General features: G+C 75.2%; 19 protein-coding genes and 1 pseudogene. 13 read left to right on the plus strand and 7 right to left on the minus strand.

Annotated features, from left to right (window positions below; translation table 11 throughout):
• The first annotated feature begins 102 nt into the window (after window positions 1-102).
• Window positions 103-2,832, plus strand: coding sequence for a DNRLRE domain-containing protein (locus ACFYYT_RS02215; RefSeq protein ID WP_351829539.1), 2,730 nt, complete (start codon window positions 103-105; stop codon window positions 2,830-2,832).
• 122 nt (window positions 2,833-2,954) lie between these two features.
• Here ACFYYT_RS02215 and ACFYYT_RS02220 read toward each other — a convergent pair whose 3' ends face one another.
• A complete protein-coding gene (locus ACFYYT_RS02220; RefSeq protein WP_351829567.1) occupies window positions 2,955-3,410 on the minus strand; it encodes a hypothetical protein in 456 nt (151 codons plus the stop codon).
• 94 nt (window positions 3,411-3,504) lie between these two features.
• Here ACFYYT_RS02220 and ACFYYT_RS02225 point away from each other — a divergent pair, with 94 nt between their 5' ends.
• Complete coding sequence (locus ACFYYT_RS02225; protein ID WP_351829542.1) at window positions 3,505-3,840, plus strand: hypothetical protein; 336 nt, start codon at window positions 3,505-3,507, stop codon at window positions 3,838-3,840.
• Here the strand turns inward: ACFYYT_RS02225 and ACFYYT_RS02230 are convergent.
• Together ACFYYT_RS02230 and ACFYYT_RS02235 are read right to left on the minus strand one after the other, a co-directional pair.
• Window positions 3,809-4,642, minus strand: a complete 834-nt coding sequence (locus ACFYYT_RS02230) for a MerR family transcriptional regulator (protein ID WP_351829545.1) — start codon at window positions 4,640-4,642, stop codon at window positions 3,809-3,811. The genes ACFYYT_RS02225 and ACFYYT_RS02230 overlap by 32 nt on opposite strands.
• Window positions 4,643-4,714: 72 nt before the next feature.
• Window positions 4,715-5,188, minus strand: coding sequence for a hypothetical protein (locus tag ACFYYT_RS02235; RefSeq protein WP_351829548.1), 474 nt, complete (start codon window positions 5,186-5,188; stop codon window positions 4,715-4,717).
• 252 nt (window positions 5,189-5,440) lie between these two features.
• Here ACFYYT_RS02235 and ACFYYT_RS02240 point away from each other — a divergent pair, with 252 nt between their 5' ends.
• Window positions 5,441-5,848, plus strand: a complete 408-nt coding sequence (locus ACFYYT_RS02240) for a hypothetical protein (RefSeq protein WP_351829569.1) — start codon at window positions 5,441-5,443, stop codon at window positions 5,846-5,848.
• Window positions 5,849-5,875: 27 nt separating this feature from the next.
• Here the strand turns inward: ACFYYT_RS02240 and ACFYYT_RS02245 are convergent.
• A pseudogene (locus ACFYYT_RS02245) lies at window positions 5,876-7,037 on the minus strand (IS110 family transposase).
• An 868-nt stretch (window positions 7,038-7,905) separates the two neighbouring features.
• Here ACFYYT_RS02245 and ACFYYT_RS02250 point away from each other — a divergent pair.
• Both ACFYYT_RS02250 and ACFYYT_RS02255 read left to right on the plus strand, forming a co-directional pair.
• Window positions 7,906-8,595, plus strand: a complete 690-nt coding sequence (locus ACFYYT_RS02250; RefSeq protein ID WP_351829551.1) for an MFS transporter — start codon at window positions 7,906-7,908, stop codon at window positions 8,593-8,595.
• Between the two features lie 568 nt (window positions 8,596-9,163).
• Window positions 9,164-9,775, plus strand: coding sequence for a peptidoglycan-binding protein (locus ACFYYT_RS02255; protein WP_351829554.1), 612 nt, complete (start codon window positions 9,164-9,166; stop codon window positions 9,773-9,775).
• 70 nt (window positions 9,776-9,845) lie between these two features.
• Here the strand turns inward: ACFYYT_RS02255 and ACFYYT_RS02260 are convergent, their stop codons facing one another.
• Window positions 9,846-10,361, minus strand: coding sequence for an AAA family ATPase (locus ACFYYT_RS02260; RefSeq protein WP_351829557.1), 516 nt, complete (start codon window positions 10,359-10,361; stop codon window positions 9,846-9,848).
• A gap of 93 nt (window positions 10,362-10,454) precedes the next feature.
• Window positions 10,455-11,198 (minus strand): SDR family oxidoreductase, encoded by a 744-nt coding sequence (locus ACFYYT_RS02265; protein WP_351829559.1) that lies wholly within the window; start codon window positions 11,196-11,198, stop codon window positions 10,455-10,457.
• 146 nt (window positions 11,199-11,344) lie between these two features.
• Here ACFYYT_RS02265 and ACFYYT_RS02270 point away from each other — a divergent pair, with 146 nt between their 5' ends.
• The 3 genes from ACFYYT_RS02270 to ACFYYT_RS02280 all read left to right on the plus strand — a co-directional run bounded on the left by ACFYYT_RS02270 (window position 11,345) and on the right by ACFYYT_RS02280 (window position 16,780).
• Window positions 11,345-12,421, plus strand: coding sequence for an RNA ligase (ATP) (locus ACFYYT_RS02270; protein WP_351829562.1), 1,077 nt, complete (start codon window positions 11,345-11,347; stop codon window positions 12,419-12,421).
• A 152-nt stretch (window positions 12,422-12,573) separates the two neighbouring features.
• The gene (locus ACFYYT_RS02275) at window positions 12,574-15,630 is read left to right on the plus strand and encodes a glycoside hydrolase family 3 C-terminal domain-containing protein (protein WP_351829564.1); all 3,057 of its coding nucleotides are present in this window, start codon (window positions 12,574-12,576) and stop codon (window positions 15,628-15,630) included.
• A gap of 34 nt (window positions 15,631-15,664) precedes the next feature.
• Window positions 15,665-16,780 carry a LacI family DNA-binding transcriptional regulator gene (locus ACFYYT_RS02280; RefSeq protein ID WP_388606784.1) on the plus strand — a complete coding sequence of 372 codons (1,116 nt, stop codon included), beginning with the start codon at window positions 15,665-15,667 and terminating at the stop codon, window positions 16,778-16,780.
• A 140-nt stretch (window positions 16,781-16,920) separates the two neighbouring features.
• Here ACFYYT_RS02280 and ACFYYT_RS02285 read toward each other — a convergent pair whose 3' ends face one another.
• The gene (locus ACFYYT_RS02285; protein ID WP_388606786.1) at window positions 16,921-18,261 is read right to left on the minus strand and encodes an ROK family protein; all 1,341 of its coding nucleotides are present in this window, start codon (window positions 18,259-18,261) and stop codon (window positions 16,921-16,923) included.
• A 193-nt stretch (window positions 18,262-18,454) separates the two neighbouring features.
• Here ACFYYT_RS02285 and ACFYYT_RS02290 point away from each other — a divergent pair, with 193 nt between their 5' ends.
• The 5 genes from ACFYYT_RS02290 (at window position 18,455) to ACFYYT_RS02310 (ending at window position 24,208) form a co-directional block, all read left to right on the plus strand.
• Entirely contained in the window at window positions 18,455-19,777 is a 1,323-nt protein-coding gene (locus ACFYYT_RS02290) for a sugar ABC transporter substrate-binding protein (protein ID WP_351831435.1), read from the plus strand.
• A 14-nt stretch (window positions 19,778-19,791) separates the two neighbouring features.
• On the plus strand, window positions 19,792-20,820 hold the full coding sequence (locus ACFYYT_RS02295) for a sugar ABC transporter permease (RefSeq protein ID WP_351831432.1): 1,029 nt from the start codon (window positions 19,792-19,794) through the stop codon (window positions 20,818-20,820).
• Window positions 20,807-21,670, plus strand: coding sequence for a carbohydrate ABC transporter permease (locus ACFYYT_RS02300; RefSeq protein ID WP_351831429.1), 864 nt, complete (start codon window positions 20,807-20,809; stop codon window positions 21,668-21,670). Before ACFYYT_RS02295 ends, ACFYYT_RS02300 begins: the two co-directional genes overlap by 14 nt.
• A gap of 92 nt (window positions 21,671-21,762) precedes the next feature.
• On the plus strand, window positions 21,763-23,100 hold the full coding sequence (locus ACFYYT_RS02305; RefSeq protein ID WP_351831440.1) for a GH1 family beta-glucosidase: 1,338 nt from the start codon (window positions 21,763-21,765) through the stop codon (window positions 23,098-23,100).
• Window positions 23,101-23,290: 190 nt separating this feature from the next.
• Window positions 23,291-24,208: an NADP-dependent oxidoreductase gene (locus ACFYYT_RS02310; RefSeq protein ID WP_351830765.1), complete on the plus strand. Its 918-nt coding sequence runs from the start codon at window positions 23,291-23,293 to the stop codon at window positions 24,206-24,208.
• The last annotated feature ends 45 nt before the right edge of the window (window positions 24,209-24,253 follow it).

Below are 24,253 nucleotides of genomic sequence, written 5' to 3' on the forward strand. Positions count from 1 at the left end.
CCGTCGATTCGCCCTAGGGTGCGCGCGTATGTAGGGCCGTGCCGCCGCGCACCCCGCGCCCGGCACCACGCACACCGAACTGGGGGGTTCATGCGTAGACCCATGCGTAGGTCCAGAGGGCTGGCGGCCGCTCTCGCCCTGTCCCTGGCCGGATCCGCAGCGCTCGTCGCGGCCGGCCTCGTCCCGCCGGCGGCGGCCATCACCCCGCCCGTCGCCTTCACCGCCGACGCGCTGCCCACCTGGCAGCCCAACGGCGTCGTCTGGGCCCTCGCCGAGACGGGCGGCACGGTCTTCGCCGGCGGCACCTTCTCCGCGGTCCGCCCGCCCGCGGGTGGCTCGGGCAGCGAGCGGCCGGCGGTGAACTTCGCCGCCCTCGACGCCGCGACCGGGGCCCCCACCTCCTGCCGGCTGTCCTTCACCATCGGCAGCGGCACCGCCACCGTCCGCGCGCTCACCCTCTCGCCGGACAAGAAGACCCTCTACGCGGGCGGCTACTTCGGCGCCGTCAACGGCACGCCCGTCTCCAGCATCGCCGCCATCGATGTGGCGACCTGCACCGTGAAGCCCTCCTTCCGCCCGGCGTTCGCGGCCACCGTCCGGGCCATCGCCGTCACCGGCGACACCGTCTACGCCGGCGGCGACTTCCTCACCGTCGCGGGCCAGCCGCGCCAGAGGTTCGCCGCCGTCGACGCGGCCGACGGCGCGCTGCGCCCCTTCCGGGCCGACGCCGACGAGCCGGGCCGCGCCGTGGAGGTCACCCCGGACGGCGAGAACGTGCTGCTCGGCGGGGACTTCTTCACCCTCAACGGGACGGACACCCACGCGCTGGCCGTCGTCGACGCCACCAGCGGAACCCTCACCAAGGCCTATCCGGGCTTCATCGAGACCAACTCCGTCGTCAAGGACATCGCCACCGACGCGACCGGCTTCTACACCGCCAACGAGGGCACCGGCGGCGGTGTCTTCGACGGCCGCATCGCCCTGGACCTCGCCGGCTTCGGCCAGCGCTGGCGCGACACCTGCCTGGGCGCCACCCAGGCCGTCCTGCCCTACCGGAACGTGCTCTACAGCGCCTCCCACGCGCACGACTGCTCCAGCGTCGGCGAGTACCCCGACGGCCAGCGCCACCACCTCCTCGCCCAGCCGACCACCAGCGTCGGCAAGCTGGGCTGGGCGCCCGACACCAACGACGGCATCGGCGAGGGCATCGGCCCGCGCGTGATGACGGTCGCCTCCGCGGACGGCACCCCGTACCTGTGGGTGGGCGGCGAGTTCACCGCCGTCAACGGGGCGGCGCAGCAGAGCCTCACCCGCTTCTCCTCCACCGGCGACACGGGCGCGCCCACCACCCCCGTGGCGAGCGCGGCCGCCTTCCGGCCCGGCGAGGTCCAGGTGCGCTGGCGCACCAGCCTCGACCTGGACGACAGCGCGCTCACCTACCGCGTCTACCGCAACGGCGCGGCCACCCCGATCGGCACGGTCACCGCCGACTCGCTGTTCTTCCGGCGTCCGCAGGCCTCCTGGACCGACACCACCGCCCAGGCGGGCCAGTCCTACACCTACCGGGTCACGGCCACCGACGCGGCCGGCAACGTCAGCGCCCCCTCGGGAACCGTCGGCGTGAGCGTCCCGGTCTCGGCGGACGCGTACCCGAGCCGGGTCCGCGCGGACGGTGCCCAGCTGTACTGGCGCTACGACGACACCGCCCTGCCGTACGTGGCGGACTCCTCGGACGGCAACCAGGCGGGCGTGCACCACAACGCCCCGGCGCTGCGCCAGTCGCCCGGCGCGGTCGGCGGGGCCAGTACGGCGATCGGCTTCAACGGCACGACCAGCCACGTCTACGGCGACCGCCGGCAGACGGTGGGCAGCACCTACAGCATCGAGACCTGGTTCAAGACGGGCACCACCCAGGGCGGCAAGCTGGTCGGCTTCGGCAACCAGCAGACCAACGGCAGCGGCCAGTACGACAAGCACGTCTACATGACCGACGACGGCCGCCTCGTCTACGGCGTCTACACCGGCGCCACCCGCACCATCACCACCGCGGCCGCCTACAACGACGACCAGTGGCACCACGTCGTCGCCACCCAGGGTCCCGGAGGGATGACCCTCTTCGTGGACGGCGCCCCGAAGGGCACGCTCGCCGTCACCGCGCACGAGAACTACTCGGGCTACTGGCGGGTCGGCTACGACAACCTCAACGGCTGGCCGGACCGTCCGACGAGCGACCACTTCGCGGGCCTGATCGACGAGACCGCCGTCTACCCGGCCGTCCTGAGCGCGGCCCAGGTCCAGCAGCACCACGCCCTCGCCTCGGCCCCGGCCGACTCGGTCGTCCAGCTCACCGCGGCCGAGGACACGTACGCCAACGCGGGCGCTCCCGACGGCAACTTCGGCGGCTCCGGTTCCCTGGCGGTGCGCGGCACCCCGCTGTACGCGAGCTACCTGCGCTTCGACCTGCCGGCCGCCCCCGCCGGCACCGTCCTCAAATCGGCCTCGCTGAGCGTGAAGACCAGCACCATGACCGGCGCCGGCACCACGGACACCGTCTCCGTCGTCCCGGTCACCGGAGCCTGGTCGCAGGCCGGCACCACCTACAACAACCGGCCGGCCCTGGGCGCTCCGCCGCTCGGCACCTTCCCCGGCATCCCGGACGGCTCGGCGGTCCACACCGCGGGCCTCGACACGGCGCCCCTCGCCGGAGCCCTCGGCGGTTCGTACGGCCTGGCGCTCACCGGCGCGGGGACGGACGCGCTGTGGCTGTGGTCCTCGGAGGCCGCGGCGAACGAGGGCACACCGCGGCTGACGCTGACCTTCGGCGCCCCGTAGCCCGGCGGCGCCCGGCCGTTGGGCCGACGGCGCCCACCGCTTGGGCCGAACGCGCCCGCCACGGCCCCGCTTCACGCGCGGGGCCGTGGCGGGCGGCGGGGCGGACGCGGTGGCGGACGCGGTCAGCGGGGCGCTTCCACCTCCAGGAAGCGGCGGCCGCGCGGGCCCCGGTACAAGAGGCACTCCCAGCCGTGCCGCTCCAGCTCCGCCGCGCAGGCCGTCAGCCGCTCCCGCTCCTCCCGCGCCGCCCCGCTCCCCGGCGGCCCCTGCCAGCTCACCTCCACCCGGCCGGCCCCGGGCGCCCCGGCCGTCACCCGGTAGCCCGTCCGGCACCGCAGCCCCCGCGCGTCCACCGCCGACGGCGGGAACCCGGCCGCCTCCAGTACGAGGGCCACCGCGCGCGGCATCAGCCGCAGCTCCCACGGGGCGGGAACGTCCGGGCCGCCGCCCAGCAGGCGCCGGATCTGCACGAGCCCCTCGTACGCGGTGCGCAGCTCGGCCGCCCGCGCGCCGTCTTCCGCCGGCTCCGGGCCGTCGCCGCTCGCGGGCTCGAACGCCCGCTCCGCGGACTCCGCCACCGCCACCACCCGCCCCTCATCTGAGTACCCCGTACGCAACGGCCTGAGTATGCGCGCCGATTCCCGCGCACGCCGCCGCTGCTGGAATGACGCCATGACCACCGAGACCGCCCCCGGCGCCGGGCCCGGCACCCGCCCCCGCCTCCGCACCGTGAGCGCCGCCGGGTCGGCGCTCGCCGTGGCCCTCGTGCCGCTGGTGGCCGGCGTGCTCCTGGCCAAGGGGCTGGCCGCCGACCCGCACGCCCCGGTCAACGCCCTCATCACCGGCGGCGGGCAGCGCGCCGGGCTGCCGCGCGCCGAATGGAGCCGCCGGGGCCACCTGACGGCGCGCCGGCTGCGCACGGTCCGGCGGGACACGGCCCTGCGGACCCGCCGGACCGTGTCCCGCGCGGCCCGGCTCAGGCCGTCAGCGGCTCCTGGAGCTCGGTGACCCACTGGTCCCGGTCCTCGGGGCAGGCCAGGGCGAGCTCCCGCGCGTACCCGGTGCCGCGGTGTCCGTTCTCGTCGATCCACCGGGCCAGGGCCTGCGCCGACGGCAGCACCCCGTCCATCGACCCCCGGTGGACCACCGTCGCCGCCCGCTCGACCCCGGGCAGCACGACGATCCGCACCCCGCCCCCGAGGTCCTCGGCACGGACGGCCTCGGCGACGGGGAGCCCGGCGTGCACCAGCACGGAGCCGGGCTCACCGCCGGGAGCGGGCTCGTAGTGGGCGAGGCCCGGACCGGTCGGGACGACCCCGGCGCCCTCCAGGCGGCCGCACAGCTCCTCGTACAAGGGACCGATGACCGGCCCGATGTCCTGCGGGGCGTACCCGGCGGCCACCCCGGTCAGTTCCGCCAGGCGGACGGGCGGCAGGCTCTTCACGACGACTTCTTCGGTGGGCATGGTTCCCTCGTTCTCGATGGTCCGGAGCCTCGTCTCGACCCGCGCCAGGCGGGCGGCGGCCTCGGCCGCGGCGGATTCCAGCTCCGCCCGGCGCAGCCGCAGCATGCCGCGCAGCTCCTGCGCGCTCACCCGTTCGTCGAGGAGCGCCCCCACCTGTTCCAGGCTGAAGCCGAGCTCCTTGAGCGCGATGACGCGGTTGAGGCGGGTGAGCTGGCCGGCCGCGTAGAACCGGTAGCCCGTCAGGGGGTCGACACGTGCCGGGCGCAGCAGTCCGAGCGCGTCGTAGTGACGCAGCATGCGGACCGATACCCGGCCGTGCTTGGCGAAGTCTCCGATGGTGAACATGACGCCTTCCAGTGGACGGCCTGACACGGTGTGAGGGTCAAGTCTGCCCGGAACACCGAGAAGGCCCGCAGGTCAGCGGCCGTACTGGCGCACGCAGAGATCGACGACGGACGGCGGGACCGCCCCCTCGGCCGCCGCGCACAGCTCCTCCCCGCGCAGCTGGCGCGGACCCGCCGGCCGGGGCGCGTGGGGGATGTGCGGCGGCACGGGGCCCAGCGGCCGGGCCCGTCGGGGCACGGCGGGCTTGCCCGCCCGTTCCCCCGGCGGACGGGCCTTGCGGACGGCCGCCGGATCCGGATCCGGGTCCGGCGCACCGGACGGCGGCTCCGGGTCCGGGAGCTCGCCCAGCGGCAGCGGGGCGGGCGGCGCCGCGGCGCGCTGTCCGGGGGGCGCGTCGGGGGCATCGGACGCGTCCGGAGCGTCGAGGGGCGGTACGGAGCCGCGCGCCGGGCCGGGGCCGCCGGACTCGGGACCGACGCTGACGCAGCCGGCGCTCGCGAGGAGCGCCAGGAGGGAGAGGGGCAGGGCGGCCCGGCGTAGCTGCATCCGACCACCATGCCGTAGTACGGGGCGGCTGGGCGGCGCTCCTCACGCGTCCGGGTGAAACGGGGGCGGACCGGCGGGAGCGCTGGGGGGCGCGGAGGGGTCGTGTGGGGATCACGGGGGTCACGGAGGGGTTCCGGCGGCAGTCCGGAGGGCTTGCGGGGGGGCCTCTATGTTTTTCGTCAAGCGTGTGGGCAGCTCCTGCCCGGGGTTCGATCTTCTCCGTGGGCATGAGACTGTCTGGTCGTGCCAGAGATGACGAGTGGGTTGGAGACGGCCTTGGCTGAGGCGTCGTCTCCTTCGTGGACGCAACGTGTTCGTGCCGGGCTTGATCTCGCTGCCTTCGCTGATGTCCCTGAGGCTGCGGAAACGCTGGTGGGACTGCTGCTGGACGTCGATGACACGGCGGTGACCCGGCAGACGGCAGAGGCCCTGGCCCGGGTGGGGACGGTGGCCGCCATAAGGCTCATCGCTCTCGCGGTTGCCGAGGCTGACGACCACCAGGCTGACTGGCTGCAGATCGGGGTGCATGACGCGCTCGTGGGACCGGGCGGTGTGCCGGACGTTGCAGCGGCCTGCGGGAAGCTCGCCCGGGACCTGGAAGAAGCTGTCCGTCAGGGGGCCGCGGACATCTCGGCATGGGCGGACGGCACAAGGTGTTGATCTGCATAGATCTGTCTGTGGGCTGGTTCATGCAGCCGTCGCCTCAGGGACGCGGGGTTCGTAGAAGGCGCCGTCGCGGAGCATGGCGAACAGGACGCTGATGCGTTGGCGGGCGAGGCGGAGGAGGGCTTGGGTGTGGGTCTTGCCGCGGGCCCGGCATCGGTCGTAGTAGGTGCGGGAGGCGGGGTCGTGCAAGGCGGCGAACGCGGAGAGGAACATAGCCCGTTTGAGCTGCCGGTTTCCGCCTCGGGGCGCGTGTTCGCCGTGGCTCGAGGTGGGCGGCGGTGGGGAAGCCGGTGCCGTCGCCGACGGTGACCAGCAGGACTGCGGCGGTCCTGACGCCGACGCCGAGCAGCGACGTCAGGACCTGGGAAAGAGGGTGGGCCTCCAGCAGTTCGTTGATCTGGGCTTCCAGGGCCCGGCGTTGTTCGTGGACGGCCGCTGGCGAGCGGGCCAGGGACGGGACAAGGATGTCGAGGGTGCTGGTGCCGGGGACCACGACGGTCTGTTCGTCGAGGGCGTCGAAGACGTCGTCGATGAGCCGGGTGGCCATGCGCGGGGCCTTGGGCCGGATCACCTCGACGAGTCTGCGTCGGCCGGCTTTCCGCAGTGCGGCCGGGGAGCCGTAGCGTTCCAGCAGCCATGTGATGGCCTGGTGGTCCAGACGTGGCCCGAGCACGCGCTCCAGGCTGGGGTGGAACTGGGTGAGCAGGCCGCGTATCCGGTTGGAGGTGCGGGTGGCCTCGGCGGCGAGGTCCTGGTCGAAGCCCACCAGGACTGTGAGCTCGGCGGTGATCTCGTCGGTCAACTCCAGCGTGCGCGGGGTGTGGGGCATGGTGCGGGCGGCATCCGCGATCACCGCCGCGTCCTTCGCGTCGGTCTTCGCCTCACCGGGGTAGAGGTCGGCGATCCGCCGCATGGCAAGGCTCGGCAGGTAGGCGACCTGGCAGCCTGCGTCGCGGGCGACGGTCAGCGGCAGGGCGCCGATGGAGGCGGGCTGGTCCACGACCACCAGGACGGTGCCGAATTTGTCCCGCAGCTTGTCGAAGACGGCCCGCAGCTTGGGTTCGCTGTTGGGCAGCGGTTTGTAGAAAACCTTCTTGCCAGCAGGGGTCAGCCCGTGGCCATGGTGTGTGCTCTTGCCGACGTCCAGGCCGAGGAAGACGCCCACGCCTTCGGTGTCGATCATCGTGCCCCCACTCGCTCGATACCGGTGCTGGCCTGGCGTCGGGGCCGTTCTCGCGCATCCACGTTATGCAGACCTGCCGCCCGGATACGACCGGGCATTGCGCCTGGTCAGGCGGTGGTCGGACCTCTCAACAGCGTCTCCGACGGCAACCCCTCGGGCCCGGTGACATCACCCCCCAGGTCATCCGATCGACAGGGGGCAACAGTCATGCCGGGCCCGGAGGCCAGCGGCCCTCTTGCAGGACCGCGAAAAACATAACGGGGCATCCGGGAGGGCTTTCGGAGGGCTTCGGAAAGCGATTCCGCACGCGGTGGTCCGCCGGGGCGCGCCCGGTCGCACCATGGGCGCGGCCGGCGACGGCGCGGGCCGGGGGAGGCGCTACCCCCGGTCCCGCCGACCGCTGCCCGCCATCCGCCACCCGAGGGAGACCCGCACATGCCCGACCCCACCGCGCCGGACGCCCTCGCCCCCGATCCCGCCGTCCCCGCGCCGCCGCCCGCGCGAGCCGCCGAGGCGGGCAGGAAGGGGTGGGCGGCGGTGGGGGCCGTTTCGCTCGGGATCTTCTGCCTGATCACCTCGGAGCTGCTGCCCGTCGGCCTGCTCACCTCCGTCGGCGACGCGCTCGGTGTCTCCGAGAGGACCGCCGGCCTCGACCGGCGCCACGTCCTGTGCGTGCTGATCGCCCTGTTGGCCGCCGCCAACTTCGCCGCCGCGCTCGCCCCGGCCTTCCCGGTGGTGCTGGCCGCTCGTCGGCGTCAGCGTCGGCGGGTTCTGGGCCGTCGCGGGCGGTCTCGCCGCCCGCCTCGTACCGCGGCGGCACATCGGCCGGGCCACGGCACTGATCTTCGGCGGCGTCCCCACGGCCTAGGTGCTCGGCGTCCCGGCGGGCACCCTGCTCGGCGAACTCGGCGGCTGGCGGAGCGCCTTCGCCGCGGTCGGCGCACTCGGCGCCGTCACCCTGGCCGCGCTGCTCCTGCTGCTGCCCCCACTGCCCCCGGCCCGCCGCGTGACCGCCCGCGAACTGCCCGACGTGCTGCGGCGCAACCGCCGGGTCCGGACCGGGGTCGCCGTCACCTTCCTGGTGGTGACCGGCCAGTTCGCCGCCTACACCTTCGTACGGCCCGTCCTGCGGGACGTCTCCGGGATCGACGCCTCGTACGTCAGCACCCTGCTCCTCGGCTACGGGCTCGCCGGAGTCGCCGGGAACTTCCTGGCCGGGCCGCGCGATTCCCGTCGGACGCTGCTCGCCGTCAGCGTCGTCCTGGGGGTGGTGCCGGCGGCGATCGCCCTCGTGCCGGGCGCCGCCCCGGGGACGGGGCTGCTGCTGGTGTGGGGGCTGGCGTACGGAGGGGTCTCGGTCAGCCTCCAGCGCTGGATGCTCCCGGCCGCGCCGTTGACGGGGGCCGCGCTGATGGTGCTCGCGGCGGCCACGGTCGGGACCGCGCTGCGCCGGAGCCGCCCCCGGCGCGGGGAACCGGACGGTGGGGCGACGGTGCCGGGCAGCCGGGGCCGTACCGTACCGAAGGGAAAGATGGGGCGGACCGGACATCCGGCTTGACCTGGGTGGCTCCGGGCGGAAAGAGTCCGTTCAGGAAGCCCCGTCAAGGGGCACCGTATGCGCTGCACTTCGGAGACAACTGGCATGTCGACAACCGTCCGCCCGGCCCCCGGTCCGGCCGCCATCGGCGCTTCGCCCGCCCGGGCCGGCGGGCCTTGGGCGGCCATGACGGTCCCGGTCCCGTTCGGCGGCGCCACCGCGCCGGCCGCGGGTCCGGGCACGGCCCCCGCCGCCCGGCGGCGCGGGGCCTGACCGGCGGGACGGGGCCGGTTCCGCACCGCCGCGCCGGCCCCGACCGTGCCGGGAGACGATCGTGTCCCCACACCCCGACGAGAGCGCCCCCGAGTCCGCCGACCGCCAACTCGTACGCCCCTACGCGCCCCCCGGGCCGGCTTTCGCGCACGTTTCCGAGCCGTCTTCCGGGCACGCTCCCGAGCCGGCCGGCGGGTGGCCCGCCGGGCACGCCCTCGGGCGCGCCGCCGCAGCCCGGCCGTTTCCCGGAACCGTCCTCACGGCGGGGCCGCCCGCGCCCGGGGCCGTGGCGTCAGCGTGGCCGCTGGATCCGGCCGTGGCCCCCGCGACCGCCCCGTCGGGGTCCGGGCCGCTCGGCGGAGCGGGCCTCGAACGGCCCGCGCGGCGTGGCAACCGGCTGCCGGTGGCCGCCCTCGCGCTGCTCGCGCTGGCTTCGGCGGCCGGGCTGCTGTTCCTGCTGCGCGACCCCGCACCGGAGCCCGCGCCCGATGCCCCGCACCCCGGGCTGGCGCTGCCCGCGCTGCCCGCTCGCAGCCCGGGAGCCGAGGACTCCGCCGAGCCCGGCGCCGCCCCGAGCAGCCGTGCGCCCTCGCGCGTGGCGTCCGGCTCCGGGGCGGCGGCTTCCCCGTCCGCCGGGGGCCGGGCGTCGGGCGACCCCCGGAGCCGTCCGCCCGGCCCGGGGTCGTCGAGCGCCCCCGTCGCGAAGCCGCCGGCCGAGCCCTCGGGGACCCTGCGCCCGGGTGACCGCGGGCCCGAGGTGCGCGCCCTCCAGGAGCGGCTCTACGGGCAGGGGTTCACGTACGTCTCCTCGAACGGGGTCTACGACGAGCAGACGCGGCGCGGCGTCGCGCAGCTCCAGCGGGACCGCGACATCAAGGGCGACCCGAGCGGGACCTACGGTCCGGCCACCCGCGCGGCCTTCGGCTGAGCGGGCGCGGGCGCGGGCGCGGGCGGAGGCCCGGGGCAGGGGGCTGCGGTCCGGTCCCGTCCTGTCCCCGTCACACCACGCGGGCGGCGATGAGCCGCGCCACCCGCTCCGGCGCGGTGCCCGTCGTGCGGATCACCTCGGCCTCCCGGCTCAGCCAGGGGCGGGCCGCCTCGTAGGCGTCGAGGTGGTCCAGGCGCCACTGCCGGGCGCCCGCCTCCACCGTGTCCGACTCGATCCGCCGGATCAGGGTGTCCCGGTCCGCGTCCAGTACGAACTGGCGGACGGGGACGCCGGCCTTTTCCAGACCCGTGCGGATCTCCGTCCAGTACCGCTCCACCAGCACCGACTGGGGGATGACCAGGATCCCGCCGACGTAGTCGAGCACCTGAACGGCGCTCTCCACGACCAGCGACCTCCAGGGGCGCCAGTCCTGGAAGTCCTCGACGGGTACGGACCGCAGGACGTGCCGCAGCATGAAGCCGACCTGCTCGGAGTCGAAGACCCGGGACTGCGGGAGCAGGGTGACGAGCTCTCGCGACGTGGTCGTCTTGCCGGCGCCGAACGTACCGTTCAACCAGATGATCATGGCGCTGAGCGTAACCAGCCGTCAGCCGTCAGCCGTCAGCCGTCCCCCGTCCCCCGCCCGCCGTCAGCCGCCCGCCCCGTCCCTCGGCTCCGCTCAGCGGCCGCCCGAGACGCGCAGGACCGTCCCCGTCGTGTACGAGGCGTCCGGCGATAGCAGCCAGGCGATGGCCCCCGCGATCTCCTCCGGCTGCCCGGGCCGCCCCAGCGGGATCCCCGCCGCCGCCCGGGCGGGGCGGCCGGGGTCGCCCATCGCCGCGTGCATCCCGGTTTCGATCATGCCGGGAGCCACCGCGTTGACCCGGATGCCGTCCGGTCCCAGCTCCTTGGACAGCCCCACCGTGAGCGCGTCGACGGCCGCCTTCGTGGCCGCGTAGTGCACGTAGTCACCCGGACTGCCGAGGGTCGCGGCGGCGGAGGACACGTTGACGATGGCCCCGCCGCCGCCTTCCGCCATGTCCCGCGCGGCCCGCCGGCAGCACAGCAGGTAGCCGAGCAGGTTCACCTCCACCACCCGGCGCAGGTCCTCGACGCGGGCGTCGGCGAGTCGGCCCAGCGGCCCGGTCACCCCGGCGTTGTTGACCAGGCCCGTGACCGCGCCGAGTTCGGCCCCGGCGATGTCGAAGAGCCGCTCCACCGCGCACTCCTCGGAGGTGTCGCCGCGTACGGTCACGCACCGGGCGCCGGCCGCCCGTACCCGCTCGGCGACGGCCTCGGCCGCCGCGCGGTCCTGCGCGTAGCCGAGCACCAGGTCATGGCCGTCGGCGGCGAGCCGCACGCTGGTCGCCGCGCCGATGCCGCGGCTGCCGCCGGTGACGACCGTGATCGGACGAGGTGACATGAGTGCCTCCTGAGGACTGGTACGCGAGCCAGCCGGCCCTTCGCGCGCCGCAGGCTAACACCGCGATATTCGCTGGACCAGCGTAAAGGGCCGCCGGACAGTGGTGCGACACACCCACCACGCCCCCGCCCACGAGGAGCCCCGCCATGTCCACGCTGCGCGTCACCGTCGAACGGCTCACCGTCCTCGGCCACCCGAACGCCGACGCCCTGGAGCTCGCCCAGGTCGGCCTCTACCGGGCCGTCGTCGCCAAGGGTGCCTTTCGCACCGGGGACTTCGCGCTCTACATCCCCGAACAGGCCGTCCTCCCCGCCGCGTTGATCGAGGAGCTCGGACTGACGGGGCGGCTCGCCGGCGGCGCCCATGACCGGGTCCGGGCGGTCCGGCTGCGCGGCGAGCTCTCGCAGGGCCTGGTGTGCCGGCCGCGTGCGCTGGCCGCCGTGGACCTGGAGCTCGCGGCGAGGGAGGGCACCGACTTCGCCGAGGCGCTCGGCATAGTCAAATGGTCGCCACCCGTGCCCACGACGATGAACGGGGACGTCGAGCCGGCCCCCGAGCTGCTGCCGTGGACGGACATCGAGAACCTGCGGCGCTACCCGCACGTCTTCGCGGAGGGCGAACCCGTCGTCCTGACCGAGAAGCTGCACGGCACGGCCTGCCTGCTGACGTACGTCGCGGAGGGCGAGCGCGTCCTGGTCTCCTCCAAGGGCTTCGGCGCCAAGGGCCTCGGCCTCAAGGAGGACGACCGCAACCTCTACTGGCGCGCCGTACGCGGCCACGGCGTACCGGGGGCCGCCGCCCGGCTGGCGGCCCGGCTGGGCGCGACCCGGGTCGGGATCTTCGCCGAGGTGTACGGATCCGGGGTGCAGGACCTGGGCTACGGCGCCCGCGGCGGCGCGGCCGACGAGCCGCCCGGCTACGCCGTCTTCGACGTGGCCGCCGAGATCGACGGACACGTCCGGTGGCTGGACCCGGCGCTGGTGCTGGCCGACGGCGAACTCCCGCTGGTGCCGAGGCTCTTCGAGGGCCCGTACGTCCTGGAGGGGGTGCTGGAGCTGGCGAACGGGCGGGAGACCGTCTCGGGGCGCGGGCTGCACCTGCGCGAGGGCGTCGTCATCCGCGCGGCGACGGAACGCCACAGCCCCGTCACGGGGGGCCGCGCCCTCGCGAAGGCGGTCAGTCCGGCCTACCTCACCCGCAAGGGCGGCACGGAGTACGAGTGAGCGGGCCCCGGGTCCCGTCCGGGGGCACCGGCCGATGTGGGCGCCCGAACGGGCGCTTCGCGCACGGGCGTTGACAGGGGCGCCGGTGCGTCGGGATCATCTGGGAGAGCGCTCTCCCATCACCCGTGACGACCGGAACAAGGGGCCCGTACATGCGCGACGGCGGCGACGGCTGTGCAGTGGAACGGGCCATCGGCGAGCTGGACCTGCGGCGCCGGGTCAGGCCGCTCACCGGCGCCGACACCTGGCACACGCATCCCGAACCCGCCCTCGGGCTCGCCCCGCTGGTGTTCTCCGACGGCCCGGCCGGGGTGCGCGGGCCCGGCTGGGACGCGTGTGACACCTCCGCCCTGCTGCCCTGTCCGAGCGCGCTCGGCGCCCTCTGGGACGAGGACCGCGTACGCCGGCTCGGTGAGCTCCTCGGCGACGAGGCCCGCCGCAAGGGTGTCCACGTCCTGCTCGCCCCCACCCTGAACCTGCACCGCAGCCCGCTCGCGGGCCGCCACTTCGAGTGCTTCTCCGAGGACCCGCTGCTGGCGGCCCGCACCGGGGCGGCGCTGATCCGCGGCATTCAGTCGAGGGGCGTGGCCGCGACGGCCAAGCACTACGTCGCCAACGACTCCGAGACGCAGCGGCTCACGCTCGACGTACGGGTCGACGAGCGGGTGCTGCGCGAGGTGTACCTCGCGCCGTTCGAGGCGGCGGTGCGGGCCGGGGTGTGGGTGGTGATGTCGGCGTACAACAAGGTCAACGGCACGACCATGAGCGAGAGTTCCCTGCTCGCGGAACCCCTGAAGGGGGAGTGGGGCTTCGACGGGGTGGTCGTCTCGGACTGGGGGGCCGTGCGCTCCACCGCCGCGGCGGCGCTCTCCGCGCAGGACCTGGCCATGCCGGGGCCCGGGGGGCCCTGGGGCGAGGCCCTGGCGGAGGCGGTCGAACGCGGCGAGGTCCCCGCCGGGGCGGTGACGGAGAAGCTCCGCCGCCTGCTGCGCCTGGCCACCCGCGTCCACGCCCTCCCGGCCCCCGCCCGGCCGGAGGCAGTGGCCCCGGCACCCGGTGCCCGGGCGGGCGCGGCCCTGCCGTCCGGCGCCGCAGCGGAGGCGGGCGCGGCAGCCGCCGCTCCGGCAGCCTGTGCCCCGCAGGCTGTGGCCCCAACGGCGTTGCCCCTGCCGTACGGCGACCTGGCGGGGGCGGCCGCGGCAGGTCTCGCTCCGGCGGGCGGCGGCCCGGCGGGCGTGGGCCCGGCACCTGCCGCTCCGGCGGAGGCCGCCTTGGAAGACGGCGCCCCGGTGGGCGGCGCCACGGGGGGCGTGCCCCGCGCGGGTTCGGCTGCGGCGGGCGTGGCTCTGGTACCCGGTGACCCGGTGGCCGTGGGCCTGCCGTCCGGCATCTCGGCGGGGGCGGCCTTGGCGGGTCTCGCTCCGGCGGGCGGCGGCCCGGCGGTCGCGGGCCCGGCACCCGCCTCTCCGGCGGAGGCCGCCTTGGAAGACGGCGCCCCGGTGGGCATGAACCTGTCGGCCCGCGACCCGGCGGGGGTGGCCTCGGCAGGCGGCGGGCCGGGGGGTGGGGCTCCGGCAGGCGGTGGAGCGGGGGCTCCGGGGGGTGGGGCCTCGGGGCGCGGCGTCTCCGGGGAGGCGACGGGCACGGCAGCCGGGGACGAAGGGGCAGGCGTGTGCCGCGTGTTGCGTGAGGGGGCCGCCGCGTCCTTCGTGTTGCTGGAGAACCGGGGGGTGCTGCCGCTCGACCCCGGGTCGCTGCGGCGGGTCGCCGTGATCGGCCGGCACGCCGTCGCGCCGCGCGTGCAGGGCGGCGGGAGCTCCGAGGTGTTCCCGCACCGGACGGTCACCCCCCTCGCCGGGCTCCGGGCCGCGCTGCCCGGCCGGGTCCGGATCGCGTACGAGCCCGGGCCGCAGCCCGCCGCCGACCCCGAGCCGGTCGGCCCGCGGCACGCCCGGGACCCCGTGACCGGCGCGCCCGGGGTACGGCTGCGGGTGCTCGACGCCGACGGGGCCGAGCTCGCCACCCGCGCGCAGCCCTCCGGACGCGTCCTGGAGCCCGAACTGCCCCCGGGCGCCGCCACCGTCGAGCTGACCACCCTGCTCCATCCCGACGCCACCGGACCCTGGACCCTCGGCCTCGGCGGCTTCGGCCCGCTCCGCCTCACCGTGGACGCGGCGCCCGTCCTGGAGGGCGAGTTCCCGCCCGGCACGGACGACCCCGCCGTCATCCACGTCAGGCCGCCCCTGCACACCGCCCGCGTCCACCTCACCGCCGGCCGGCCCGTCCGCGTCGTCGCCCGCCGCGGGCTGGCCCCCGGCACCGGCCGTGCCACCGTCCTCGCCGCCGCCCCGCCCGCCGCCGGTCCCACCCTGGCGTCGGCCGCCGCGCTGGAGGCCGCCCGCGGGGCCGACGCCGTCGTGGTGGTCGTCGGCACCGACGAGGGCGGGGAGTCGGAGGGGCGCGACCGTGACACGCTCCGCCTGGATCCCGGGTACGGGCGGTTCATCGGCGAGATCGCCCGCGCGAACCCCCGTACGGTCGTCGTCGTCAACTGCGGCGGGCCGGTCGAACTGCCGTGGCGCGCGGACCCCGGCGCCGTGCTCCTCACCTGGTTCCCCGGCCAGGAGGGCGGCGCCGCCCTCGCCGACGTGCTCCTCGGCCGCGCCGAACCGGGCGGCCGGCTCCCCACCACCTGGCCCGCCGCCCTCGCCGACGCCCCCGTCCGCACCACCCGGCCGCGTCGCGGCGTCCTCCCGTACGAGGAGGGCCTCCACGTCGGGTACCGCGGCTGGCTGCGCTCCGGCGCGGCACCCGCCTACTGGCTCGGACACGGACTGGGCTACACCACCTGGGAGTTCGAGGGGATCGGCCGCCCCGAGCCGGTGCCCGGCGGCTACGAGGTCCCCGTGCGGCTGCGCAACACGGGGGGCCGGCGCGGCCGGGAGGTCGTCCAGGTCCACCTGGCCCGCCCCGGCTCGGCGGTCGAGCGCCCCGCGCGCTGGCTCGCCGGCTGGGCGGCCGTGGAAGCGGACCCGGGAGCGGCGGTCACCGCCCGCGTACGGATACCCCTGCGGGCGCTGGAGCACTGGTCGGCGCGCACGCGCGGCTGGGAGCTGGAGCCGGGCCGGTTCACGCTGCTGGCCGGCCGCACCGCGGGCGACCTCCCGCTGCGCTCCGTCCTCGACGCGGGGGCGCCGCACGGGTCATGACACCGGGACGGACGGGCGGCGCTACAGTGCCGCCATGGACACGCGGCGGGGGCGTAGGGGCACGGGCGCGGCGACGGGATCGGCGCCGACCCTGGAGGACGTGGCCCGGGCGGCCGGAGTGTCGCGGGCGACGGTGTCCCGCGTGGTCAACGGGGTCCGCAACGTCGACCCGGCGATCCGCGAAGCGGTCCGGCAGGCCGTCACCGCGACGGGGTACGTGCCCAACCGCGCGGCCCGCTCGCTCGTGACCCGGCGCTCGGGGGCGGTGGCCCTGGTCGTCTCCGGTACGGGCGCCGGGGCCGGCGCCGGGGCCGGGGCCGGGGTCGGCGCCGGAACGGGGGCCGGAGCGGACCGGGACGATGACGACGCCGCCGCGCGCGTCTTCCAGGACCCCTTCTTCGGACGGGTCGCCGGGGCGGTCGTGCAGGCCCTGCGGCCGCGCGGGGTGCACCCGGTGCTGATGTTCGCCGACTCCGCGCAGGACCGGGCGCAGGTGCTGGCGTACCTGGGGCAGGGCGGCGCCGACGGGGCGCTGCTCGTCACCACGCACGCCGACGACCCGTTGCCCGGGATGCTCGCCGGGGCCGGCCTGGCGGCGGTGCGGTTCAGCCGCCCGGAGCCCGGCGCGCCACCGCTGGACTGGGTGGACCTGCGCCACCGCGAGGGCGGGGCCCTCGCCGCCGGGCACCTGGCGGGGCGGGGCCGGCGACGGCTCGCGGTGATCGCGGGCCCGGGGCGGCTGGCGGCGAGCCGGGAGCGCGTGGCGGGGTTCCTGGACGGGGCCGGGGCGGCGACACCCGTCGTGGAGGGGGACTTCACGGTGGAGGGCGGCGAGCGGGCGATGCGCCGGCTGCTGGCCGAACGGCCGGACCTGGACGGCGTGTTCGCCGCCAACGACCTGATGGCCCAGGGGGCCTGCCTGGTGCTGGGGGAGCACGGGCGGCGGGTCCCGGACGACGTGGCCGTGGTCGGCTTCGACGATTCCAGCGCGGCCACGGCCGGCCGGCCGAGGCTGACGACGGTCCGCCAGCCGGTGGAGGCGATGGCGACGGAGATGGTCCGCCTGCTCCTGGACCGCCTCGCGTCCCCCGCCGCACCCCCGGCGGAGGTCCTGTTCGCCCCGGCCCTGATCGTCCGAGACTCGGCCTGACCCGCCGCCCCCCGGCCCGGCCGCCGCGCCGACCCGCGGCCCCCCCGACGGCCCGGCCGCCGCGCCGACCCGCCGCCCGACGGCCCGGCTGCCGCGCCGACCTGCCGCCCGACGACCCGGCTGCCGCCCCCGCCCGCCCCCTACCCCGCCGCCGGCCCCCCGCTGCGGACCTTCAGGGACGTCTGCCAGCCCGGCTGTTCCGCCGGCGGCACGGGGAGCGGGCGGCGCCCGCCCGCCGTGAAGAACGCCGACAGGGGGAGGGTCGCCGCTCCCACCGTGACGGCGTCCGGGCCCAGCGCGCTCAGGTCGATCGACACCCGTGCGGCCGGGTACGGCAGCGCGTAGCGGGTGGCGTGCTCGCGGACCGCGGGCAGGACGTGCGGGCCCAGCATCAGCCCCGCCCAGCCGCCGATCAGGATCCGCTCCGGCTTGAACAGGTTGATCAGGTCGGACAGCCCCGCGCCCAGGTACTCCGCCGTCTCCTCCAGCACCTCCCGCGCGAGCGCGTCCCCCGCCCCCGCCGCCGCGAGCAGTGCGGCCAGCGCCTCCTCCTCGTCCGCCTCCTCCGCGTCCACCGCCCCGCCGGCCGCGCCGGCCGCGCCGGCCGCGCCGGCCGCTCCCGCCGCGCCGCCGCCGCGTTCCGCCCAGCGGGCGAGCACCGACTCCGCTCCCGTGTAGGCCTCCAGGCAGCCCAGCGCCCCGCAGCGGCAGCGCCGGCCGCGCACCGACACCGTCAGGTGGCCCCATTCCAGGGCGGTGCCCGAGCCATCGGTGATCAGGCTGGCGCCGACGCCCGAGCCGAACAGGACCACCACGGCCTCCCGCGCGCCCCGGCCGGCCCCGAACCACATCTCGGCCTGGCCCAGGGTGCGGGCACCGTTGTCGATGAGGTACGGGACCTCGTCCGGGAGCGCCTTAGTGGCGCGCAGCAGCGCCTCCAGCGGCACCGCGTCCCAGCCGATGGTCTGCCCGTGCACGACGGTCCCGCCCGGGGCGTCGCGGTCGACGATGCCCGGCACGCCCACCCCGACGCCGAGCAGCCGGTCGGTGCTCACGCCGGCCTCCGCGAGGACGGTGGCGATGCCGGTGCGGACGTGGTCCACGATCGGCCCGACGTCGTAGCAGCCGCGCGGCGACAACGGCAGCTCCGTGCGGGCCAGTTCGGTCAGCGTGAGGTCGAACAGCTCGACCCGGACCCGGGTTTCCCCGACGTCCACGCCGATCATGTGCGCGCTGTCGGGGGAGACCCGCAGCAGCGTACGGGGGCGGCCGCCGTCCGAGTCGACGATGCCGGCCTCCTCCAGGAGTCCGTCCGCGATCAGTTCCCCGACCACGTTGCTGACGGACCCGGAGCTCAGTCCGGTCGCCGGCCCCAGTTCCTGACGGCTCATCGGCCCGCCGAAGTACAGCTGCCGGAGCACCGCGCTGCGGTTGCCGCGCCGCAGGTCCCGTACCGTCCGTCCGCCCCGCAATGTGGTCATCTGGCCCCTTCCGCCCGTGACTTCGCTCGCAACATACCCCTGCGGGACCCCTTGACGCGACCCTTTCCCGAGGCTTAACTCACGTCCTAAATTAAGGCCTGGACGCGAACGGGTGCCACCGGGGTCCGGGGCCGACACCCCGGCGCCCGCCCGCCGGCCTTCCCACGACCCTGCCGAAAGGGGCCGATCCGCCATGCGCAGAACCCGAGCCGCAGCCGCCGCCGCCGTGACAGCCACCCTCCTCGCCGCCACCGCCACCGCGTGCGGCGGCGGCACCGCCGACAGCGGGGGCGGATCCAACACCGCCCCCAAGGAGCTCACCTACTGGGCCTCCAACCAGGGCCCCGACATCGCGACGGACCAGGCGGTCCTCACCCCCGAGCTGAAGAAGTTCGAGCAGCAGACCGGCATCAAGGTGAAGCTGGAGGTCGTCCCCTGGTCGGACCTGCTCAACAGGATCCTCGCCGCGACCGCCTCCGGCCAGGGACCGGACGTCCTCAACATCGGCAACACCTGGTCCTCCTCCCTCCAGGCCACCGGCGCCCTGCTGCCCTGGGACGCGAAGAACTTCGACGCCATCGGCGGCAAGGACCGCTTCGTCGGCTCCGCCATCGCATCCGCCGGCGCCGCCGGCCAGGACCCCGCCGCCGTCCCCCTCTACTCCATGGCGTACGCCCTCTACTACAACAAGAAGATGTTCCAGGAAGCGGGCATCGACAAGCCCCCGGCCACCTGGGACGAGATGGTCAGCACCGGCCGCAAGCTCTCCAAGGACGGCAAGTGGGCCCTGGGCGCCGAGGGTTCCAACCTCTCCAACAACATCCACCAGGCCTTCGTCTTCTCCCAGCAGCACGGGGCCGCCTTCTTCGACGCCGCGGGCAAGCCCGTCTTCGACAGCCCGGCGAACGTCGACGCCGTCAAGCAGTACGTCGACCTCATGGCCAAGGACAAGATCATCGCTCCGGGCAACGCGGAGTACGACAAGAACCAGTCGCTCCAGGACTTCGCCAACGGCAAGACCGCCATGGTCCTGTGGCAGAGCGCCGCCACCAGCTTCAAGGCCAACGGCATGAAGGACGGCGACTGGGGGGTCGCCCCCGTGCCCGTCCCGGCCGGCGGCGCGCCCGGCTCCGGCACGAACACCAACTCCATGGTCGCCGGCATCAACATGGCCGTCTTCAAGAACACCGACAACCTCGACGGCGCCCTGAAGTTCGTGAAGTTCATGACCGGCGACGAGGAGCAGAAGCTCCTCAACAAGACCTACGGCTCCGTCCCGCCCGTCAAGGCCGCCCAGAACGACCCCGCCTTCGCCGCCGCCGACCTCACCGTGCTCCGCCAGACCCTCGCCACCAGCGCCGCGCCCCTCCCGCAGGTGCCGCAGGAATCCCAGTTCGAGACCGCGGTCGGCACCGCCGTCAAGGAACTCTTCGCCGACGCCGCGGCCGGCCGCCCCGTGACCACCGAATCGGTCAAGGCGAAGCTCACCAAGGCCCAGCAGCAGATGTCGAACTGAACCCGGCCCCCGCGATGACCTCCGCGCCCACCACCCTCGCCCCCGGCACCACGCCCCCGTCGAAGCGCCGCGGCGCACCCCTCCCCGGCCGCCCGCGCCGCCGGGGCGGCCCGCGCCATCCCGGCAGGGCCCGCCGCACCGCCCTGCCCTACCTGCTGCTCCTGCCCGCGCTCGTGCTCGAACTGCTCATCCACCTGGTCCCGATGGTCATGGGCATCGTCGCGAGCTTCCGCGAGCTCACCCAGTTCCACATCCGGGACTGGACCGGCGCGCCCTGGGCGGGCTTCGACAACTACCGGCTCGCCGTCGACGTCAACCGGCCCGTCGGCGAGGCCCTGCTCCGCTCCTTCCTCACCACCTGCCTGTTCACCCTGCTCTCCGTGGCGCTGTGCTGGCTGATCGGCACGGCCGCCGCCGTGTTCATGCAGGAGACCTTCCGCGGCCGCGGGATCCTGCGCGCCCTGTTCCTGGTCCCGTACGCGCTGCCCGTGTACGCGGCGGTCATCACCTGGTCGTTCATGTTCCAGCGCGACAACGGCCTGGTGAACCACGTCATCCACGACCAGCTGGGCATCGGCGGCGCCGAGCACACCTTCTGGCTGCTCGGCGACAACAGCTTCTGGGCCCTGCTGACCGTCTCCGTCTGGAAGGGCTGGCCGTTCGCCTTCCTCATCGTGACGGCCGCACTCCAGAACATCCCCCGGGAGCTGTACGAGGCCGCCGCGCTGGACGGGGCGAACACCTGGCAGCAGATCCGCCGGATCACCCTGCCGTCCGTCGGCCCGGTCAACCAGGTCCTGGTCCTGGTGCTGTTCCTGTGGACGTTCAACGACTTCAACACGCCCTTCGTGCTGTTCGGCAAGTCCGCCCCGGAGGCCGCCGACCTGATCTCCCTGCACATCTACCAGTCCAGCTTCGTCACCTGGAACTTCGGCACGGGCTCGGCCATGTCCGTCCTGCTGCTGCTCTTCCTGCTGCTGGTCACCGCCGTCTACCTGTTCGTCACCACCCGAGGAAGGAGGCACAACGATGCCGGCCGCTGAACGCGACCCGCTCCGCCCGCCCGCGTCCTTCCGGGCCCTGCGGGCGGTCTTCCTGACCCTGCTGGCCGGATTCGTGCTGCTGCCCGTCTACGTGATGGTCACCAGCTCCCTCAAGCCGCTGGAGGACGTCGCCGGACGCTTCCGGTGGATCCCCAGCGGACTCACCGTCCGCCCCTACGTGGACATCTGGCACACCATCCCGCTCGCGAAGTACTTCGTGAACTCGCTGATCGTCGCGGGCGCCGCCACCGTCTGCTCCGTCGTCGTCGCCGTCTTCGCGGCCTACGCCGTCAGCCGCTACCGCTTCCGCGGCAAACGCCTCTTCACGGTCACGGTGCTCTCCACCCAGATGTTCCCGGGCATCCTCTTCCTGCTCCCGCTGTTCCTGATCTTCGTGAACATCGGGAACACCACCGGCGTCGCGCTCTACGGCTCCCGGGGCGGCCTGATCCTCACCTACCTGACCTTCTCGCTGCCCTTCTCCATCTGGATGCTCATCGGCTACTTCGACTCCGTCCCCCGGGACCTGGACGAAGCCGCCACCGTGGACGGCTGCGGCCCCCTCGGCGCCCTCTTCCGCGTCGTGGTGCCGGCCGCCGTCCCCGGGATCGTCGCCGTCGCCGTCTACGCCTTCATGACCGCCTGGGGCGAAGTGCTCTTCGCCTCCGTCATGACCAACGACACCACCCGCACCCTCGCCGTCGGACTGCAGGGCTACTCCACGCAGAACGACGTGTACTGGAACCAGATCATGGCCGCCTCGCTCGTCGTCAGCATCCCCGTCGTCGCCGGATTCCTGCTGCTGCAGCGCTACCTGGTGGCCGGACTCACGGCAGGAGCCGTCAAGTGACCCTCTCCGAAAGCCTCCCCACCGCCGCGCGCCCCGCCGCCGCGCGCCCCACGACCGCAGGCCCCACCGCCCCGGCCGAGCACGCGAGCGGCATCGACCTCGCCGCCCTGCCCCGCGACTTCGCCTGGGGCACCGCCACCTCCGCCTACCAGATCGAGGGCGCCGTCGCCGAGGACGGCCGCGCCCCCTCCATCTGGGACACCTTCTGCCGCACCCCCGGCGCCGTCCACGGCGGCCACACCGGTGACACCGCCTGCGACCACTACCACCGCTGGCAGGACGACATCGCCCTGATGCGCGGGCTCGGCACCAACGCCTACCGGCTCTCCGTCGCCTGGCCCCGCGTCGTGCCCGGCGGCGACGGTCCCGTCAACGCCAGGGGCCTCGACTTCTACGACCGGCTCGTCGACGGCCTCCTCGCCGCCGGCATCGCCCCCTCCGTCACCCTCTACCACTGGGACCTGCCCCAGTCCCTCCAGGACCGCGGCGGCTGGCCCGAGCGGGCCACCGCCGAGCACTTCGCCGCGTACGCGGGGACGGTGGCCGCCCGGCTCGGCGACCGGGTCACCCAATGGGCCACCCTCAACGAACCCCTCTGCTCCGCCTGGATCGGCCACCTGGAGGGGAAGATGGCGCCCGGCCTGCGCGACCTGACCGCCGCCGTCCGGGCCTCCTACCACCTGCTGCTCGGCCACGGCCTCGCTGTCCAGGCCGTCCGGGCCGCCGCCCCCGGCGCCCGGATCGGCATCGTCAACAACCTCTCCACCGTAGAACCCGCCACCGCCTCCGACGCCGACCGCGCGGCCGCCCGGCGCATGGACGGTCACGTCAACCGCTGGTGGCTCGACCCCGTCCACGGCCGCGGCTTCCCCGCCGACATGCGCGAGGTCTACGGCGTCGACCTCCCCGAACGCCCCGGCGACCTCACCGCCATCGCCGCCCCCCTCGACTGGACCGGACTGAACTACTACTTCCCCCAGGTCGTCACCGCCGACCCGGCCGGCCCCGCCCCCCACGCCCGGCAGATCGAACGCCCCGGCGTCCCGCGCACCGGCATGGACTGGGAGGTCGACGCGAGCGGCATCGAGACCCTGCTCATGCGCCTCACCGAGGAGTACGGAGCCCGCCGCATCCACGTCACCGAGAACGGCTCCTCCTACCCGGACACCGTCGCCCCGGACGGCAGCGTCCACGACCCGGACCGGGCCGCGTACCTGACCGCACACCTGGCCGCCTGCGCGCGCGCGGCCCGCCGCGGCGCCCCGCTGGCCGGCTACTACGCCTGGTCGCTGCTCGACAACTTCGAATGGGCCTACGGCTACGACAAGCGCTTCGGCCTCGTCCACGTCGACTACGCCACCCAGCGCCGCACCGTGAAGTCCAGCGGCCGCCACTACGCGGAGGTGATCGCCGCCCACCGGGCCCTGTGAGCCCCCGGCCCGGCCGCCGCCGGGCCCCCGCACCGCACCCCCCGCACCACACCCCACGCACCGCACCCGCCGCGCCGTGCCCGCCCCGCCTCCCGGGGCGGGCACGGCGTTTCGTGATGGGATGGGGAAGGGGTTCTTCCACACGGCCAGAGGAGAGGGCGCGCACATGCCGGAGGACACCGCGGCCACCATGCGGGCGATGACGTACGAGACCTACGGCGGGACGGAGGTGCTCTCCGAAACCAGGCAGCCCGTCCCCAAGGTCGGCCCGGGCGAGGTCCTCGTCCGCGTGCGCTACGCCTCCGTCAACCCCGTCGACTGGAAGATCATGGCGGGTGGCCTCGACGCCCTGATGGACGTCGTCTACCCGGTCGTCCCGGGCTGGGACGTGGCCGGCACCGTCGAGCGCGTCGGCATCGACACCCCCGAGTTCACGGCCGGCGACGAGGTCATCGCCTACGCCCGCAAGGACTACGTGCACGGGGGCACCTTCGCCGAGTACGTCACCGTCCCCGTCCGGGCCCTCGCGCCCAAGCCGCTCTCGCTCAGCTGGAAGCAGGCGGCCGGCCTGCCCCTGGCCGGGCTCACCGCCTACCAGCTCCTCACCCGTCTCGGCGCCGGCGAGGGCGACACCGTCCTGATCCACGGAGCGGCCGGCGGCGTCGGCTCCCTCGGCGTGCAGATCGCCCGTGCCCTCGGCGCCCGCGTCATCGGCACCGCCTCCCCGCGCAACCACGACCGGCTGCGCGCACTGGGCTGCGAACCCGTCGCCTACGGGGACGGCCTCACCGAACGCGTCCGGGCCCTCGCCCCCGACGGCGTCTCCGTCGTCGCCGACTTCGTCGGCGGGGTCCTCGACGTCACCCTGGCCGTCCTCGCCGAAGGCGGCCGGCACGCCTCCATCACCGACCACGCCGTCCTCGGCGCGGGCGGGCAGTGGATGTGGGTCCGCCCCGCGGGCGTCGACCTCAGGGCCCTGGGAGCCCTCGCCGACGCCGGGCAGCTGACCGTCACGGTCGCCGAGACCTTCCCGCTCGCCGACCTCGCGGCCGCCTTCGCCCTCAGCCAGGCCGGCCACACCGCGGGCAAGATCGTCATCGAGGTGTGAGCCCCGGCCGGGGCCCGGACGCACGACCGCGCGCCGCCCGGCGGG

This window comes from Streptomyces sp. NPDC002032 (assembly GCF_042890765.1).
Lineage (GTDB): Bacteria > Actinomycetota > Actinomycetes > Streptomycetales > Streptomycetaceae > Streptomyces.

Coding starts and splice junctions, on each gene's coding strand:
- ACFYYT_RS02215 (WP_351829539.1), top strand. CDS start 103: ATGCGTAGGTCCAGAGGGCTGGCGGCCGCTCTCGCCCTGTCCCTGGCC.
- ACFYYT_RS02225 (WP_351829542.1), top strand. CDS start 3,505: ATGACCACCGAGACCGCCCCCGGCGCCGGGCCCGGCACCCGCCCCCGC.
- ACFYYT_RS02230 (WP_351829545.1), bottom strand. CDS start 4,642: ATGTTCACCATCGGAGACTTCGCCAAGCACGGCCGGGTATCGGTCCGC.
- ACFYYT_RS02235 (WP_351829548.1), bottom strand. CDS start 5,188: ATGCAGCTACGCCGGGCCGCCCTGCCCCTCTCCCTCCTGGCGCTCCTC.
- ACFYYT_RS02240 (WP_351829569.1), top strand. CDS start 5,441: ATGACGAGTGGGTTGGAGACGGCCTTGGCTGAGGCGTCGTCTCCTTCG.
- ACFYYT_RS02260 (WP_351829557.1), bottom strand. CDS start 10,361: ATGATCATCTGGTTGAACGGTACGTTCGGCGCCGGCAAGACGACCACG.
- ACFYYT_RS02265 (WP_351829559.1), bottom strand. CDS start 11,198: ATGTCACCTCGTCCGATCACGGTCGTCACCGGCGGCAGCCGCGGCATC.
- ACFYYT_RS02270 (WP_351829562.1), top strand. CDS start 11,345: ATGTCCACGCTGCGCGTCACCGTCGAACGGCTCACCGTCCTCGGCCAC.
- ACFYYT_RS02275 (WP_351829564.1), top strand. CDS start 12,574: ATGCGCGACGGCGGCGACGGCTGTGCAGTGGAACGGGCCATCGGCGAG.
- ACFYYT_RS02280 (WP_388606784.1), top strand. CDS start 15,665: ATGGACACGCGGCGGGGGCGTAGGGGCACGGGCGCGGCGACGGGATCG.
- ACFYYT_RS02285 (WP_388606786.1), bottom strand. CDS start 18,261: ATGACCACATTGCGGGGCGGACGGACGGTACGGGACCTGCGGCGCGGC.
- ACFYYT_RS02290 (WP_351831435.1), top strand. CDS start 18,455: ATGCGCAGAACCCGAGCCGCAGCCGCCGCCGCCGTGACAGCCACCCTC.
- ACFYYT_RS02295 (WP_351831432.1), top strand. CDS start 19,792: ATGACCTCCGCGCCCACCACCCTCGCCCCCGGCACCACGCCCCCGTCG.
- ACFYYT_RS02300 (WP_351831429.1), top strand. CDS start 20,807: ATGCCGGCCGCTGAACGCGACCCGCTCCGCCCGCCCGCGTCCTTCCGG.
- ACFYYT_RS02310 (WP_351830765.1), top strand. CDS start 23,291: ATGCGGGCGATGACGTACGAGACCTACGGCGGGACGGAGGTGCTCTCC.